The 15,257-nt window shown below is 69.5% G+C and carries 15 protein-coding genes; 10 read left to right on the top strand and 5 right to left on the bottom strand.

The window, feature by feature from the left end:
• Positions 1–65 precede the first annotated feature (65 nt).
• On the bottom strand, positions 66–740 hold the full coding sequence (locus AB0P17_RS26430; protein ID WP_365814413.1) for an SDR family NAD(P)-dependent oxidoreductase: 675 nt from the start codon (positions 738–740) through the stop codon (positions 66–68).
• A gap of 129 nt (positions 741–869) precedes the next feature.
• Here AB0P17_RS26430 and AB0P17_RS26425 point away from each other — a divergent pair, with 129 nt between their 5' ends.
• The gene (locus AB0P17_RS26425; RefSeq protein ID WP_365814412.1) at positions 870–1,583 is read left to right on the top strand and encodes a TetR/AcrR family transcriptional regulator; all 714 of its coding nucleotides are present in this window, start codon (positions 870–872) and stop codon (positions 1,581–1,583) included.
• A gap of 262 nt (positions 1,584–1,845) precedes the next feature.
• Here AB0P17_RS26425 and AB0P17_RS26420 read toward each other — a convergent pair whose 3' ends face one another.
• On the bottom strand, positions 1,846–2,889 hold the full coding sequence (locus AB0P17_RS26420) for a chitinase (RefSeq protein WP_365814411.1): 1,044 nt from the start codon (positions 2,887–2,889) through the stop codon (positions 1,846–1,848).
• Positions 2,890–3,169: 280 nt separating this feature from the next.
• Between AB0P17_RS26420 and AB0P17_RS26415 the strand changes: the two genes are divergently transcribed.
• Genes AB0P17_RS26415 through AB0P17_RS26400 form a run of 4 tightly spaced genes read left to right on the top strand, consistent with a single transcriptional unit; the run spans position 3,170 to position 7,734 of the window.
• The gene (locus AB0P17_RS26415) at positions 3,170–3,625 is read left to right on the top strand and encodes a hypothetical protein (RefSeq protein ID WP_365814410.1); all 456 of its coding nucleotides are present in this window, start codon (positions 3,170–3,172) and stop codon (positions 3,623–3,625) included.
• Positions 3,626–3,629: 4 nt separating this feature from the next.
• Entirely contained in the window at positions 3,630–5,891 is a 2,262-nt protein-coding gene (locus AB0P17_RS26410; RefSeq protein WP_365814409.1) for a bifunctional polysaccharide deacetylase/glycosyltransferase family 2 protein, read from the top strand.
• A complete protein-coding gene (locus AB0P17_RS26405) occupies positions 5,891–7,003 on the top strand; it encodes an acyltransferase (protein WP_365814408.1) in 1,113 nt (370 codons plus the stop codon). Before AB0P17_RS26410 ends, AB0P17_RS26405 begins: the two co-directional genes overlap by 1 nt.
• 38 nt (positions 7,004–7,041) lie before the next feature.
• A complete protein-coding gene (locus AB0P17_RS26400) occupies positions 7,042–7,734 on the top strand; it encodes a demethylmenaquinone methyltransferase (RefSeq protein WP_365814407.1) in 693 nt (230 codons plus the stop codon).
• An 11-nt stretch (positions 7,735–7,745) separates the two neighbouring features.
• Here the strand turns inward: AB0P17_RS26400 and AB0P17_RS26395 are convergent, their stop codons facing one another.
• Positions 7,746–8,264, bottom strand: coding sequence for a GNAT family N-acetyltransferase (locus tag AB0P17_RS26395; protein WP_365814406.1), 519 nt, complete (start codon positions 8,262–8,264; stop codon positions 7,746–7,748).
• 98 nt (positions 8,265–8,362) lie between these two features.
• On the opposite strand from AB0P17_RS26395, the gene AB0P17_RS26390 reads away from it, so the two are divergent.
• The gene (locus tag AB0P17_RS26390; protein ID WP_365814405.1) at positions 8,363–9,649 is read left to right on the top strand and encodes a geranylgeranyl reductase family protein; all 1,287 of its coding nucleotides are present in this window, start codon (positions 8,363–8,365) and stop codon (positions 9,647–9,649) included.
• Between the two features lie 15 nt (positions 9,650–9,664).
• Here the strand turns inward: AB0P17_RS26390 and AB0P17_RS26385 are convergent, their stop codons facing one another.
• Both AB0P17_RS26385 and AB0P17_RS26380 read right to left on the bottom strand, forming a co-directional pair.
• Positions 9,665–10,216, bottom strand: coding sequence for a glycoside hydrolase family 25 protein (locus AB0P17_RS26385; protein WP_365814404.1), 552 nt, complete (start codon positions 10,214–10,216; stop codon positions 9,665–9,667).
• A gap of 214 nt (positions 10,217–10,430) precedes the next feature.
• Positions 10,431–11,282, bottom strand: coding sequence for a C40 family peptidase (locus tag AB0P17_RS26380; protein WP_365814403.1), 852 nt, complete (start codon positions 11,280–11,282; stop codon positions 10,431–10,433).
• Positions 11,283–12,117: 835 nt separating this feature from the next.
• Here AB0P17_RS26380 and AB0P17_RS26375 point away from each other — a divergent pair.
• From AB0P17_RS26375 to AB0P17_RS26360, 4 genes are read left to right on the top strand one after another with little or no spacing between them, the layout of a single operon-like run.
• Complete coding sequence (locus AB0P17_RS26375; protein ID WP_365814461.1) at positions 12,118–12,477, top strand: NADH-quinone oxidoreductase subunit A; 360 nt, start codon at positions 12,118–12,120, stop codon at positions 12,475–12,477.
• A gap of 19 nt (positions 12,478–12,496) precedes the next feature.
• The gene (locus tag AB0P17_RS26370) at positions 12,497–13,051 is read left to right on the top strand and encodes an NADH-quinone oxidoreductase subunit B family protein (RefSeq protein ID WP_365814402.1); all 555 of its coding nucleotides are present in this window, start codon (positions 12,497–12,499) and stop codon (positions 13,049–13,051) included.
• Entirely contained in the window at positions 13,048–13,854 is an 807-nt protein-coding gene (locus tag AB0P17_RS26365; RefSeq protein WP_365814401.1) for an NADH-quinone oxidoreductase subunit C, read from the top strand. Before AB0P17_RS26370 ends, AB0P17_RS26365 begins: the two co-directional genes overlap by 4 nt.
• Complete coding sequence (locus AB0P17_RS26360; protein WP_365814400.1) at positions 13,854–15,221, top strand: NADH-quinone oxidoreductase subunit D; 1,368 nt, start codon at positions 13,854–13,856, stop codon at positions 15,219–15,221. The genes AB0P17_RS26365 and AB0P17_RS26360 overlap by 1 nt, the downstream gene beginning before the upstream one ends.
• The last annotated feature ends 36 nt before the right edge of the window (positions 15,222–15,257 follow it).

The following is a 15,257-nucleotide window of genomic DNA, read 5'->3' as shown; positions in this document are numbered from 1 at the left end:
GGTGTTGATGGCGAAGTGCGGGGGCGTAGCTACCGGGAGGCCGGAGGCCGGGTGGCTGTTGGGCGTCAGAGACTGAAGACGAGTTCGGCCTGGTCGCGCTTGGTGGTGTGCAGGTCCCAGTAGGCCGGGGAGATCTCCTCCGGCTGGGCGGTCGGGAATCCGGGGACCGCCGGCGTGCCGATCGACACGTTGATGGCGACGTGCGCGGCCTGGACACCGGTGCCGTCCAGCTCCTTGTGCAGGTTGATGACCCAGTTGCGCAGGGCCGCGGCGGCGGCGTTGACGTTGGCGATCTGCGGCACGGGGTCGACGGAGCCGGCGCCGGTGGTGAACAGCAGGGTGCCCGCGCCGGCCTCACGCATGGCGGGCAGCACCGCGCGGGTGGCGGCGATCGCTCCGTAGAGCTGGAACTCCATCTCGTGTTGCACGTCGGCCGGTTCGGTCGCGGCCGGGGTGGTCATGACGGTCTGGAGGCCGCCGACCGGGGAGTACTCCAGGACGTCGACGCCGCCGAAGCGTGCGGCCGTGTCCTTGAGTGCCTGGGTGAGCGCGGTGCGGTCGAGGACGTCGGCGGGGAACGCGGCGGCGCTGATGCCCTCGGCAGCCAGCTCACCGGCCAGGTCTTCGAGCTTGGCCCGGTTGCGGGCGATCAGTGCGACGTCGTAGCCGTGAGTGCCGTAGGTGCGGGCAATGGCAAGGCCGAGCTGGGGGCCGGCGCCGACGATGGCGATGGTGGGCATGAGAGAGCCTTTCGCGGAAGCAGAGTCGGAAAGGGCTATCCGTTTTCTTTCCGGAAAGCCTTATCCGTTTCGCTGTCCACCGTAACACGGGAACTGGATAGGGTATTCCGATTTGCTAGTCTGATGGGTATGAGCCCCCGAGACCCCCAGACCGACGCCGACGTCGGAACGGCCGTTTCCGCAGGTCAGTCGAAGCGCAGCGACGCGGAGCGCAACCGGGGGCGGATCATCGCCGCTGCCCGCACGGTCTTCGGGCGCGACGGGCTGAACGCGTCGATGGCCTCGGTCGCACGGGAGGCCGGGGTGGGGATCGCCACCCTCTTCCGTCACTTCCCTCGCAAGGAAGATCTCGTCGCCGCGGTCTTCGTCGACCGCATGAAGGCGTACGCACAGGCCACCACCGAGGCCCTGACGGACCCCGACCCGTGGCACGGCTTCACCGGCTACATCCAGGACGTCTGTGCGATGCAGGCCGCCGACCGGGGCTTCGCCGACGTCCTGACCATGAGCTTCCCCGGCGTTCCGGAACTGGAGCAGCACCACGCCCGGGCGTACGAGGGCTTCCTCGAACTCATCGGCCGCGCCAAGAACAGCGGGCAACTGCGCGAGGACTTCACCAGCCGCGATCTCGTGCTGCTGCTGATGGCCAACGCCGGAGTCCTCAGCGCCACTGGCGACGCCGCCCCGGACGCCTGGCGCCGCCTGGTGGCATGGATGATCCAGTCCTTCCAGGCGCCGGCCCGTGGCCCGCTGCCGGACCCGCCCGAGGACACCGCGCTGTACGAGGCCATGCGCCGCGCCAGCCAGGGCGTCACCGCCTCCGAGACCGGAAAGCGACGCTGAACCGGCGACCGGTGGGACAGGGCGACCGCGGTGAGGCCGCCGTTGGATGCGGGCTCCGAGATCGACTGCTCGCAAACCCGTCGGTCTCCCCCGTGGCCCCGGCGCCGGACGACCGGGCCTGATGGCGCAGCTTCTACCCCCTGCGTCGTCGCACCTGTCGGCAAGCGCCCCAGTGATTCCGGGGACCCGACGGCGGCTCCGATGGACCTTGATCGTTCTCAACGGGATTTCCTGCACCGCAACTACTCACACCCGAGATCACTCAGCCGGAGTCGGACGCCAGCGCCCGCGCGAACGCCCCCGCCGACTGCTCGACGCCGCTGCACGTGTCGGACGCCCTGTCCGTCGACACGCCCTCCGCGCACGCCCGGTCCCGGAACGTCGCCCACATCGAGAGCGCGCCCACGCCGTTCTGCCGGGCGAAACGGCGCAGCCGCGCCGCGTCCGCGAGGGTGAAGGTCTCGCCCGCGACATCGTTGACGCCCGCCATCGCCGTGATGTGGAGCGACGTCCACGCCCGCGCCGACGACAGCCCCAGGATGTCCGCGATCTGTTCGTGGGCCGCCCGCGCCGCCCGTTCCGCGTAGCCGCCCATGTCCCCGGTGTACGCGGAACCGTAGTTCATCGCCATGATGTTGACGGCGGAGAGCCGCACGCCGCGCTCCGCCGCGTCGGAGAGGAGCGCTGTACCGCTCTCCTCCAGACCGTCCGGCATCACCGGCAGGGTGTACGTGACGTCGAGGTCCCGCTCCTTCTGGAGCTGGACGATCGCCTTGTTCCGCAGCGCGACGGAGGCGCTGTCGGTGAGTGCGTCGCCCTCGATGTCGAAGTCGGCCCTGGTCGCGCCGACCGCGTCGAGCGCCTTCGTGTAGGCGGCCACCAGGCTGTCGACGTCCTCGCAGCCGAGCGCCGGTTCGGTGCCCGCCGCGCCGCCGAAGGAGACCCGGACATCGGCGCCCGAGGCCGTCAGCCTCGCGACCCGGGCCTTGACGGCCGCGCTGTCGTACGCCGCCGTACCGCCCCACGTCGGGGTGCAGTCGTCCGCACCGCCCGTGATCACGAAGGCCAGGTTGTACGTGCCGGGGGAGCCGGCCCCGTCGGTACCGGCGGCGGTGGTGGCGCTGACGTACGGGGCGAACTCCGTTGTCGCGGCGGCGGTACGGCCGGGCGGGGAGCCCGCGTTCCGGTCGGCACCGGCACCGGCATCGGCGGCGGTGCCGGTCGCGCAGGCCGTACAGGCCAGCGCGAGCGCGGCCGACACCCCGGTCCGGATGACGGATCGCCCGAGACTCCGCGAACTCGGCATGGATGAATACACCCGCTCTCATGTGTGCCCGGAAGAATGCGCCGAACGGCAGGAGCCTCCCACAACGAAATAGGGTGACGGAGCCCACAGTCCGGGATGGACGATTCGGTGGACAGGGCCAACCACCCATTCCCAGCAGTTCGTTCGCGGACCCGACGGGCGTTCTCGGGGATTTCCGGGCCGCAACTCTCCCAGCTCGCTGACAGGAAAAGAAAGAATTCATAGGAACGCGTCCTCGGAGCCACAGGTTTCGCACATAAAGGGTGGCCAATCTGCTCGCATGCATGCTGACCACGCCCTTGAGGAACGCACGGAAAGGCCGGTCCGGCGGGTCCGGCGGAACCGGCCCGACCGATGGAACCGGCCCGACCGGCGGGACCGGCCCGACCGGCGCCGTAGACGCGGTGCGGCCCGTCCGCAGGAGGGCCCCGTCTTCGTGGACGCCTCCGGGCGCAGGGCCCGCCTGCTCCGCCGTGCCGGAGTGGCGCTGGGCATCGTCACCCTCGGGTATGTCGCCGTCCTGGGACTCGCCTTCGTGGGCGGGATCTCCCTGAGCCCGTCGCAGGTGCTGCCGTTCGACGGCGGGCCCGCCGCCGAGGGCGGAACGGGGTACGGCCCGCCGGGTGGCGCCCCGCCGCCCGGCGCGGCACAGGCGCCGCCCACGGTGTCTCCCACGGGCTCTCCCACAGCCGCCGCCTCCGCGGCCCCTTCCGCCTCCACCGCGGGCGATCGCTGAGCCGATGTCCGAGACCCCCACCAACTCCCGGGCGCGCAGGCGCCGGCACGCCACCCCCACCCGTATCGAGCGCGTCGGCCGGCAGGCGGTGCCCAAGCCCCGGGTGATCTTCGCCGTGCTGCTTCTGGCCGGCCTCGTCAGCGTGCTGCTGCTCGACGGCTATCTGCGCTCCGAGGTCGGAGGCGACCAGCGGATCCGCTCCGACGCGAGCAACAGCGACGTCCCCGACAGCGTGGTGGACGGCGGCCCGCTTCTCAGCTTCGTCGACGGCCGGGCGCGTACCCGGTCCGTGACGGACAAGACGATCGTGCTGACCTTCGACGACGGACCCGATCCCGAGTACACGGAGAAAGTCCTCAAAATTCTGAACGACCAGGACGTGCCCGGCACGTTCTTTCTCATCGGCTCGATGGTCTCGCGCTATCCCGGAGTGGTGAGGGACATGGTCGACCAGGGAAACGAGGTCGGTATCCACACCTTCACTCACGTCGATCTCTCCTATCAGAGCGCCGCCCGCGTGAAGCGGGAAATCGCCCAGACGCAACTCGCGCTGGCGGGCGCGGCGGGGATCACGACGACGCTGTTCCGTGCCCCGTACTCCTCGACCAACGACGCGATCGACAACGAGAGCTGGCCGATCTACCGGCGCCTCGGCGCGCTGGGGTACACGAGCGTCTTCATCGACACCGACAGCGAGGACTGGCAGGAGCCGGGCGTCAGCAAGATCGTGGAATGGGCCACGCCGAGGGACGGCGACGGCGCGGCGGTGCTCTTCCACGACGCGGGCGGCGACCGTACGGAGACGCTGAAGGCGCTGCCGCGGTACATCGAGAAGATGAAGGCGAAGGGATACACCTTCACCACGGTCAGCGGAGCCCAGCAGGCCGACCGGCAGCCCGGTGGAGCCGACGCGAGCGGCCCCGATGGCGGCCCCGCGGCCACGGGTTCCGGTACTGACGCCGAGCAGCTTGCCCACCGCAGGGCCACCGGCGCCACCCTCTGGGAGGGCAGGGCCCTGATCGCCGCCGTGGCCGTCGCCGAGTGGTCCGTCCCGGGGCTCGCCACCGGCCTCGCGGTCGTCGGCGTCGCCGTGCTGGCACGGTTCGGGCTGATGCTCGTCCTCGCCCGCCGCCACCACCGGCAGCGCAACAGACGCCGCTTCACCTGGGGCCCGCCGGTCTACGGACCGGTGAGCGTGATCGTGCCCGCGTACAACGAGAAGGAGTGCATCGCCAACACGCTCAACTCCCTCGCCGCGAGCACCCATCCGATCGAAATCGTCGTCGTGGACGACGGCTCCACGGACGGCACCGCCGAGATCGCGGAGTCCCTGGGGCTGCCCAATGTCCGCGTCGTGCGTCAGGAGAACGCGGGCAAGTCCGCCGCCCTCAACAACGGGGTGCGACAGGCCGCGTACGACATCGTCGTGATGATGGACGGCGACACGGTCTTCGAACCCGACACCGTACGGGAGCTGGTGCAGCCCTTCGGCGACGAGCGGGTCGGCGCGGTCGCGGGCAACGCGAAGGTCGGCAACCGCGACACGCTCATCGGGGCATGGCAGCACATCGAGTACGTGATGGGCTTCAACCTCGACCGCCGGATGTACGACGTCCTGGGCTGCATGCCCACCATCCCGGGCGCCATCGGCGCCTTCCGCCGGCGGGCCGTCCTCGATGCCGGCGGCATGAGCGAGGACACCCTCGCCGAGGACACCGACATCACCATCGCCCTGCACCGCGCGGGTTGGCGCGTCGTGTACGCGGAGCACGCGCGCGCCTGGACCGAGGCGCCCGCCACCGTCGGGCAGCTCTGGCGCCAGCGCTACCGCTGGAGTTACGGCACGATGCAGGCGCTGTGGAAGCATCGCCGGTCGGTCCTGGACAAGGGGCCCTCGGGCCGGTTCGGCCGGGTCGGTATGCCGCTCGTGGTGCTCTTCCAGATCGTGACGCCCGTCTTCGCCCCGCTCATCGACGTGTTCACCCTCTACGCGATGATCTTCGTCGACTTCAAGGCGTCCCTGCTCGCCTGGCTGGCGGTCCTCCTCGTCCAACTGCTGTGCGCCGCGTACGCGTTCCGGCTCGACAAGGAGAAGTACCGGTATCTGCTGATGATGCCGTTGCAGCAGATCGCCTACCGGCAGCTGATGTATCTGGTGCTGATCCACTCCAGCGTCACGGCGCTCACCGGCGGCCGGCTGCGCTGGCAGAAGCTCAAGCGCACCGGCGAGGTCGGCGCGCCCCGCCCCGGCACGGGGGCGGTCTGATGGCGGGCGCGCACCGCAGGGGAGCGCTGCCGCCGGAGGCGGTACGTCCGGGTCCGGGTCCGGATACGGCCACGCCCTCCGGTGGCGGATCCGGTGACGGCCGGGACCGGTACTTCGACGCGCTGCGCGCCTTCGCGCTGGTCCGCGTCGTCACGTACCACACCTTCGAGTGGCCCTGGCTGGGCCTGGTCTTCCCCTCCATGGGAGTCATGTTCGCGCTCGCCGGCTCGCTGATGGCGCGCTCCCTGGAGCGGCCCGCCGGCGCGGTGATCCGGAGCAGACTGCGGCGGCTGCTGGTGCCGCTGTGGGTGTTCGGGGCCGTGCTCGTCGTGGCCATGGCGCGGCACGGCTGGCTGCCGGGCACCGACGCCGTCTACTGGCTGCTGCCGGTGGGGGACCCGCCCGGCGACGCCTGGGGCGAACAGGCGTGGGCGGTGCTCTGGTACCTGCGGACGTACCTGTGGTTCGTGCTGCTCTCGCCCGTGCTGCTGAGGCTCTTCCGGCGCGCGCCGCTTCCCGTACTCCTCCTGTCGCTCGTCCCGGTCGCCGTCTTCGAGACGCTGTGGCCCCTCCCGGACGGGCGGCTCGGCGCCGCGCTCGGTGATCTGTCGGTCTTCCTCTTCTGCTGGCTGCTGGGCTTCGCGCACCGCGACGGGGTGCTCGACCGGCTGCGCCCGGGGCCCATGGTGTGCGCCGCACTCCCGGTGATGGTGCTCGGCGCGGGGTGGGCGTTCTCCCATCCGGTGGACGGTACGTACGACCTCGACGACATCCCGCTCGGGCAGGCGCTGTGGTCGGCTGGGTTCGTGCTGCTGCTGATGCGGTTCCGGCCGGACCTCGGGTGGCTCGGGCGCCGTCCCGTGGCCGACCGGGTCGTGAAGGTCTTCAACGCCCGCGCGGTGACCGTCTACCTCTGGCACGAGGTCGCGCTGATGGTGAGCGTGCCGCTGATCGACGCGATGTGGAACATCCCCGCCTTCGAGCGGGACCTGCCGCTCGACAGCGCGTGGTTCCAGTTCGGGATCGCGTGGGTGCTGATCGCGGCGGCGGTGGCGCTCTTCGGGTGGGTGGAGGACGTGGCGGCGAAACGGCGGCCGAGGCTGCTGCCCTGATGCGGGGCGGCGCGCCCCGCCCTGGCAGACTGACCGACGTGACCCGAGCCTCCCTGGACAAGCAGCCGCACGAAGTCGCCTCGATGTTCGACGTCGTGGCGGAGAACTACGACCTCACCAACGACGTGCTCTCGCTCGGCCAGGACCGGCGGTGGCGCAAGGAGGTCGCCAGGGCGGTCGGCGCCCGCCCGGCCGAGAAGATCCTCGACCTGGCGGCCGGCACCGCCACCTCCTCCCAGCCGTTCGCCGCGACGGGCGCGTACGTCGTGCCGTGCGACTTCTCCCTCGGGATGCTGCGCGAGGGCAAGAAGCGGCACGCGTGGATGCCGTTCACGGCGGGCGACGCGACGAGGCTGCCCTTCGCCGACGCGGTGTTCGACGCGGTGACGATCTCCTTCGGGCTGCGGAACGTCCAGGACACGGACGCGGCGCTGCGCGAGCTGTACCGGGTGACGAAGCCGGGCGGCCGGATCGTGATCTGCGAGTTCTCGCAGCCGACCTGGGCGCCGTTCAGGACCGTCTACACGGAGTACCTGATGCGGGCGCTGCCGCCGGTCGCGCGCGCCGTCTCGTCCAACCCCGACGCGTACGTCTACCTCGCCGAGTCCATCCGCGACTGGCCCGACCAGCCCGCACTGGCCGCCAGGCTCCAGGGCGCGGGCTGGTCGAAGGTGGCGTGGCGGAACCTGACGGGCGGCATCGTGGCGCTGCACCGGGGCGTACGGGTCTGACGGGCCGCGCCTCACAACTCCAGACGGAAGCAGAAGGCCTCCTGCCGGGACACCGGCCCCACATACGTCTCCGCCAGTTCCATCCCCAGCCGCCGGGTCACCGCGACCGAGCGGGCGTTGCGGGAGTTCACCATCGCCACGACCCGGCTGACGCCCGCCGCCCGTACCCGTTCCAGCGTGGTCCGCGCGGCGGCCGTCGCGTAGCCCCGGCCCCAGTACGCGCGGCCCAGCCGCCAGCCGATCTCGATCTCGCCCACCGGCCCGAACTCCGGGTGCGGCCAGGGCTGGGCGCCCGTGAAGCCGATCACCTCCCCGGACTCGTCCAGCATCGTCCAGAGGCAGAAGCCCCGCTCGGCGTCGTGCCGGCGCTGGCGGGCGGTCAGCTCCTCGTACACGGACATCTCGGCCGGTGCGCCGCCGTGGAACTCCATCACCTCGGGGTCGTCGAAGACGCGGTGCCAGGCGAAGGCGTCCTCCTCGGTGGGGACGCGGAGCCGCACGACGGGGAGCGCCTTGGTTGTGTTGTCCACGAGGGCAGCCCTTCACTGGGGGGATCGGTACGCACCCATAGACTGCAGGTGACCAGTGCCGTTCGGTACGCGAATTCGAGTCTTCGGGAGAACCCGCTGTGACTGAGCCCCTCTCCGAGAACACCGCGGACGTCATTGTCGTCGGCGCCGGTCCGGCCGGTGCCACGACCGCGTACTACCTCGCCAAGGCGGGTCTGGACGTGCTGCTGCTGGAGAAGACGGCGTTCCCGCGCGAGAAGGTGTGCGGCGACGGACTCACCCCGCGCGCCACCAAGCAGCTCGTGTCGATGGGCATCGACATCTCGGAAGAGGCCGGCTGGCTGCGCAACAAGGGGCTGCGGATCATCGGCGGCGGCGTACGGCTCCAGCTCGACTGGCCGGACCTGGCGGCGTACCCGGACTACGGCCTGGTCCGCAAGCGCGACGACTTCGACGAGCAGCTCGCCCGGCAGGCGCAGAAGGCCGGTGCCCGGCTGCACGAGCGCTGCAACGTCGGCGCCCCGATCACCGACGCCCGTACGGGCCGGATCACCGGCGTCCACGCCAAGCTGGGCGAGGAGAAGACCCCGGTCACCTTCCACGCGCCGCTGGTCGTCGCCGCCGACGGCAACTCGACGCGGCTGTCGCTCGCGATGGGACTGCACCGCCGCGAGGACCGGCCGATGGGCGTGGCCGTACGGACGTACTTCACCTCGCCGCGCCACGACGACGACTACCTGGAGTCATGGCTGGAGCTGTGGGACCGGCGCGGTCCGGGCCCGGACAAGCTGCTGCCCGGCTACGGCTGGATCTTCGGCATGGGCGACGGCACGTCGAACGTCGGTCTCGGCATCCTCAACTCCTCGTCCGCGTACAAGGAGCTGGACTGGCGCGAGGTGCTGAAGGCGTGGTGCGCGTCGATGCCGGAGGACTGGGGCTACACCCCCGACAACATGACGATGCCGATCAGGGGCGCCGCACTGCCGATGGCGTTCAACCGGCAGCCGCACTACACCAAGGGGCTGCTGCTGGTGGGGGACGCGGGGGGCATGGTCAACCCGTTCAACGGCGAGGGCATCGCGTACGCCATGGAGTCGGGCCAGATCGCGGCGGACGTCATCGTCCAGGCCCACGCCCGGGCGACCCCGGCGCAGCGCGAACTGGCGCTGCTGCACTACCCGAAGGTGCTCAAGGAGACCTACGGCGGTTATTACACGATGGGCCGCGCGTTCGTGAAGCTCATCGGAAATCCGAAGATCATGAAACTCGCGACGGAGCGCGGCCTGACGCATCCGCTGCTGATGAAGTTCACCCTCAAGATGCTGGCGAACCTCACGGATCCGACGGGCGGCGATGCGATGGACCGCATCATCAACGGCCTTTCGAAGGTGGCGCCGAAGGCGTGAGGTCCTCCGCGGCCCTCAGCCCTTTCTCGCCCACTTCTTCAGCGCGGCGCGGTCGGTGAACTGACCGATGTTCGTGTCGAGGGGGCTGTCCGTGTACTGGTGGAACTTCCACGCGGCCTGGATCCGGGGCTTCCCGGCGGTCACGTAATCCGCGATCCACAGGGCGTCGCCGGCGTTGCTGGTGGTGTCGCGGTTCAGCCAGTAGTCCCGGTTGCAGTACAGCCCCACGCGATGCGTGGTCCCGCGCAGCCGCTTCACCTCGGCGAGGAAGGCGTCCTTCTGCGCGTTGGAGACGTCGCTGTCCTCCCAGTCGGCGAAGAGGGGGTCGTAGGCGATGCTGGAGCACTTCTCGACGAAGTACTTGGCCTGCGCCTTCATGTTCCCGCCCCGCAGGAAGTGGTAGAACCCGACGACCAGCCCGGCCGCCCGGCCGTGGGAGGCCTGGGCGGCCATCTTGGGGTTGATGTACGAGGTGCCTTCGGTCGCCTTGACGAAGACGAAGTCGAAGCCGGCGGTGGAGTAGGTCGAGCTCTGGTACGACGAGACGTCGATGCCTTTTATGGTCATGGGGGGAGCTTCCTCCTGGCCGCACGATGTGGGGGACCGTCCGGCGGTGGTGGTGCGAAGTGACGTAAGTGTCTTCTACCCAGGAGCAGTTAGCATGCCATCACTCGATCGGGTTAAGTGAGAGCTTGATCAAAACGGCGATGGCCCGCATCCCCCCTGCGGGGTGCGGGCCATCGCCGTACGTGGTGCTCGGTCGTAACGAGGGGTGCGTGCGTCAGAGGACGCGGACCGCGCCGGTCGGGGGGTCGTAGTCCAGGGAAGCCTGGATGACGCCCTTGCTCGGGTTCTGCGCGCCGATGAACTCGCCGCCGCCGATGTAGATCGCCGTGTGGTACGCGCTGCCGGCGCTGCCCCAGTAGAGGATGTCGCCGGGCTGGAGGTTGTCCAGGGAGACCTGGGTACCCGCCACCGACTGGTCCTGCGAGACGCGGGGGAGGTCGACGCCGATCTGGCGGAACGAGGCCTGGACGAGGCTGGAGCAGTCCCAGGCGTTCGGGCCCGTGGAGCCCAGGATGTACGCGTCGCCGACCTGCGCCCGCGCGAAGGCGAGCACGGCGGCGGCCGAACCGGTCGCCTGCGAGGTGGCCTGGGAGGCGGTGTCGGAGGCCGACGACGAGCTCGACGCGGAGCTGGAGCCGGAGTCCGAGGAGGCGTTGCTGAGCGTCGTGCGCTCGGCGGTGCGGGAGGCGCGCTCGGCGGCCTCGGCGGCCTTCTTGCGGGCTTCCTCGGCCTTCCGCTTGGCCTCGGCCTTGCGCTCGGCCTCCGCCTTCGCGGTCTTCGCGGTCTTGGCCGCCGTCGCGGCGGCGGCGTCCTGCTGGGCGCGCAGGTCCAGGGTGTTGGCCACCTGCTGGGTCGCCTCGGCGGACCGGGCGAAGTCGCTGGCGAGGCCCGCGGTGATGGTGGGCATTTCGATGGTCTCGGTCACCGGCTCGGCGTTCGCCGGCGCGGCGGCACCGGCGACCGCGATTGTGCTGAGTACGCCACCGGCGACTCCGGCGCGAAGGCTGACGCGCGGGGTGCTCCGGCGGGGCTTCCGGTGGCTGGTTATCTGAGCGGTGTGGGACATGAGACCAACGGCTATCAGGTCGGCCCGGGTTCTCGTCAAGAAACGTGGGGTGCACCACAGTTCCGCCCGGAATCTGTGAATCCGCTTTCCTTCAGCCTTTATTGACGCCGTAACGGGCAAAACGGGCAAGGGTGATCATGGCTGTGATCACGGGCTTTCCGATAAACGTCCGAATTGCCTGCCGCTTACCATCGCTTCACACTCATGGCCAAGCCCTCTTCTTTGAGGGGTTGAGTGAAGTGACGCAGGTCACATTTTGGGTGCGCAGATAACAGGTCGGTCACCGTTCGGCTGTCGGTCCGGTCACGTGAGGTGTGACGCGCTCCCGAATGAGTTGGTTCCGGCGCTCTCGTGAGGCCGTCCCGTCGCCCCGCCGGCCGCATCGGGCTCGCGTCCGGTTGCTCGTGAATGCGTGCACGTGTCCCCTTCGGTCCACCGGGAGCCCGCCGCCCCCTCGCTCGGGTGACCCTCCGCGCCGTATCACCCGAAAGTGTCTCATCGCCAATTTGCTTGTACGGTGCATCTCTTGATAGGGCGTGACGCCTCCGACCAGCATCGACGAGCTCGAATGTCACCTCTGGTGATCACGTGGCCGCTTCGCGTATGAAGATCACCCCTCATCCGACTTCATGATCCTTCGTCAGGTGGTGGAGATCACAAACTCCCCGCTGTACCCCGTGTCGCAGATCACAGGCCGCCGGGCATAGGATGCGGGGCAGCCGGGCTTGTGAACTGCCTCACATGGATGCGATCTTCGGTGATCCGCGATGAGGCGGCGAGGCGGTCCGCCCGGTGCGATCCGACGGTCAAGGACGACTGGAAGGAGCTGAGGGGCGTGAATGCCTACGCACCCATCCTCGTGCTCGGCGCGCTGGGGGCCGGGTTTGCGATCTTCTCCGTGGTCATGGCCACGCTTATCGGCCCAAAGCGTTACAACCGGGCGAAAGTCGAAGCGTACGAGTGCGGCATCGAGCCCACACCGACGCCGGCCGGGGGCGGCCGATTCCCCATCAAGTACTACCTGACGGCGATGCTCTTCATCATTTTCGATATTGAGGTCGTCTTCCTTTACCCGTGGGCGGTCAGCTTCGACGCCCTGGGGATTTTCGGGCTCGTGGAGATGCTGCTCTTCGTGCTCACCGTCTTCGTCGCCTACGCGTATGTGTGGCGGCGCGGCGGTCTGGAATGGGACTAAAGGGGCTGAGGGGCCACCAATGGGACTCGAAGAGAAGCTGCCGAGCGGTTTCCTGCTGACCACCGTCGAACAGGCATCGGGCTGGGTGCGGAAGTCCTCCGTCTTCCCCGCGACGTTCGGTCTCGCCTGCTGCGCCATCGAGATGATGACGACCGGCGCCGGGCGGTACGACCTGGCGCGGTTCGGCATGGAGGTCTTCCGCGGCTCACCGCGCCAGGCCGACCTGATGATCGTGGCGGGGCGGGTGAGCCAGAAGATGGCGCCCGTCCTGCGGCAGGTCTACGACCAGATGCCCGACCCCAAGTGGGTGATCTCCATGGGGGTCTGTGCCTCGTCGGGCGGGATGTTCAACAACTACGCGATCGTGCAGGGCGTCGACCACGTCGTTCCTGTCGACATCTATCTGCCCGGCTGCCCACCACGTCCCGAGATGCTGATGGACGCCATCCTCAAGCTCCACCAGAAGATCCAGAGCTCCAAGCTCGGGGTCAACGCGGAGGAAGCGGCCCGCGAGGCGGAGGAGGCGGCCCTCAAGGCGCTCCCGTTGATCGAGATGAAGGGGCTGCTGCGGTGAGCGACAAGCAGCGATCCGGAGACGACAAGCCGCGATCCGGGAACGACCGGCCGCCCTCCGGGAACGGCGGGCCGGAATCCGGGAACGGCGGGCCGGAGTCCGGCAAGAACGTTCCGTCCGCGCGCGGCCGGGCCGACGAGCCCATCCGGGTGCAGAGGGGCATGTTCGGCGCCAACAACGGCGGGGACACCAGCGGGTACGGCGGTCTCGTACGGACCGTGACGCTGCCGGGCGCCTCCTCCCGGCCGTACGGCGGACCCGGCGGTGTCTTCGACGAGATCGCCGATGAGCTGGAGGGCGCGCTGGAGGAGCAGGACCTCGTCCCCTCCCACGCCATCGAGAAAACGGTCGTCGACCGCGACGAGCTCACCTTCCACATCGCCCGCGAGCATCTGCCCCAGGTGGCCCGCACCCTGCGCGACGACCCGGCCCTCCGCTTCGAGCTGTGCACGGGGGTCTCCGGCGTCCACTACCCCGGCGACAAGGGGCGCGAGCTGCACGCCGTCTACCACCTGCGCTCGCTCACCCACGGCCGGCTGATCCGCCTGGAGGTCTCCGCGCCGGACGAGGATCCGCACGTACCGTCCCTGGTCGCGGTCTATCCGACCAACGACTGGCACGAGCGGGAGACGTACGACTTCTTCGGCCTGATCTTCGACGGCCACCCCGCCCTGACCCGGATCATGATGCCGGACGACTGGCAGGGCTTCCCGCAGCGCAAGGACTACCCGCTCGGCGGTATCCCCGTCGAGTACAAGGGCGCCCAGATCCCGGCTCCGGACCAGCGGAGGTCGTACTCCTGATGACCACTTCACACGCCTCCGCCCCGCAGGACTCCGCCCCGGACGCCTTCGACGCGCTCGGCTCCGGCCGGGAGACCACCGAGGGCACCGTCTACACGGTCACCGGCGGCGACTGGGACGAGGTCGTCCAGTCCGCCGCCAAGGCCGACGACGAGCGGATCGTCGTCAACATGGGTCCCCAGCACCCCTCCACCCACGGGGTGCTGCGGCTGATCCTGGAGATCGAGGGCGAGACCGTCACCGAGGCCCGCTGCGGCATCGGCTATCTGCACACGGGCATCGAGAAGAACCTCGAATTCCGCAACTGGACGCAGGGCACCACCTTCGTCACGCGCATGGACTACCTGACGTCGTTCTTCAACGAGACGGCGTACTGCCTGGGCGTCGAGAAGCTGCTCGGCATCGAGGACGACATCCCGGACCGCGCCACGCTCATCCGTGTCCTGCTGATGGAGCTGAACCGGCTCTCCTCGCACCTCGTCTGTCTCGCGACCGGCGGCATGGAACTGGGCGCGACCACGATCATGATCTACGGATTCCGCGATCGTGAACTGATTCTCGATGCCTACGAGATGATCACCGGACTGCGGATGAACCACGCGTTCATCCGCCCCGGCGGCCTCGCCCAGGACCTCCCCCCGGGCGCCGTCGACAAGCTGCGCGAGCTGCTGAGGCAACTCCGCAAGAACCTGCCGGAGTACGACAAGCTCGCCACCGGCAACCCGATCTTCAAGGCCCGCATGCAGGACGTCGGCTATCTCGACCTGGCCGGCTGCATGGCGCTCGGCGCCACCGGACCCATCCTGCGCTCCACCGGGCTCCCGCACGACCTGCGCAGGAGCGACCCGTACTGCGGTTACGAGACGTTCGAGTTCGACGTCCCGACCGCCGACACCTGCGACGCGTACGGCCGCTTCCTCATCCGCCTGGAAGAGATGCGCCAGTCGCTGCGGATCGTCGAACAGTGCCTGGACCGGCTGGAGCCGGGCCCGGTGATGGTCGCCGACAAGAAGATCGCCTGGCCCGCGCAGCTCGCGCTCGGCCCGGACGGACTCGGCAACTCCCTCGACCACATCAAGAACATCATGGGCACGTCCATGGAGGCTCTGATCCATCACTTCAAGCTGGTGACGGAGGGCTTCCGGGTCCCGGCCGGTCAGGCGTACGCCGCCGTGGAGTCGCCCAAGGGCGAACTCGGCGCGCATGTCGTCTCCGACGGGGGCACCCGCCCGTACCGCGTGCACTTCCGCGATCCGTCCTTCACCAATCTCCAGGCCATGGCGGCGATGTGCGAGGGCGGCCAGGTCGCCGACGTCATCGTCGCCGTCGCGTCCATCGACCCCGTGATGGGAGGCGTCGACCGGTGACCGCCACACCGCCCAACGCCGCGGCAGGCACGGCAG

This window comes from Streptomyces sp. NPDC088124, assembly GCF_040685895.1.
GTDB lineage: Bacteria > Actinomycetota > Actinomycetes > Streptomycetales > Streptomycetaceae > Streptomyces.
This window is presented reverse-complemented; position numbering and strand designations above follow the sequence as displayed.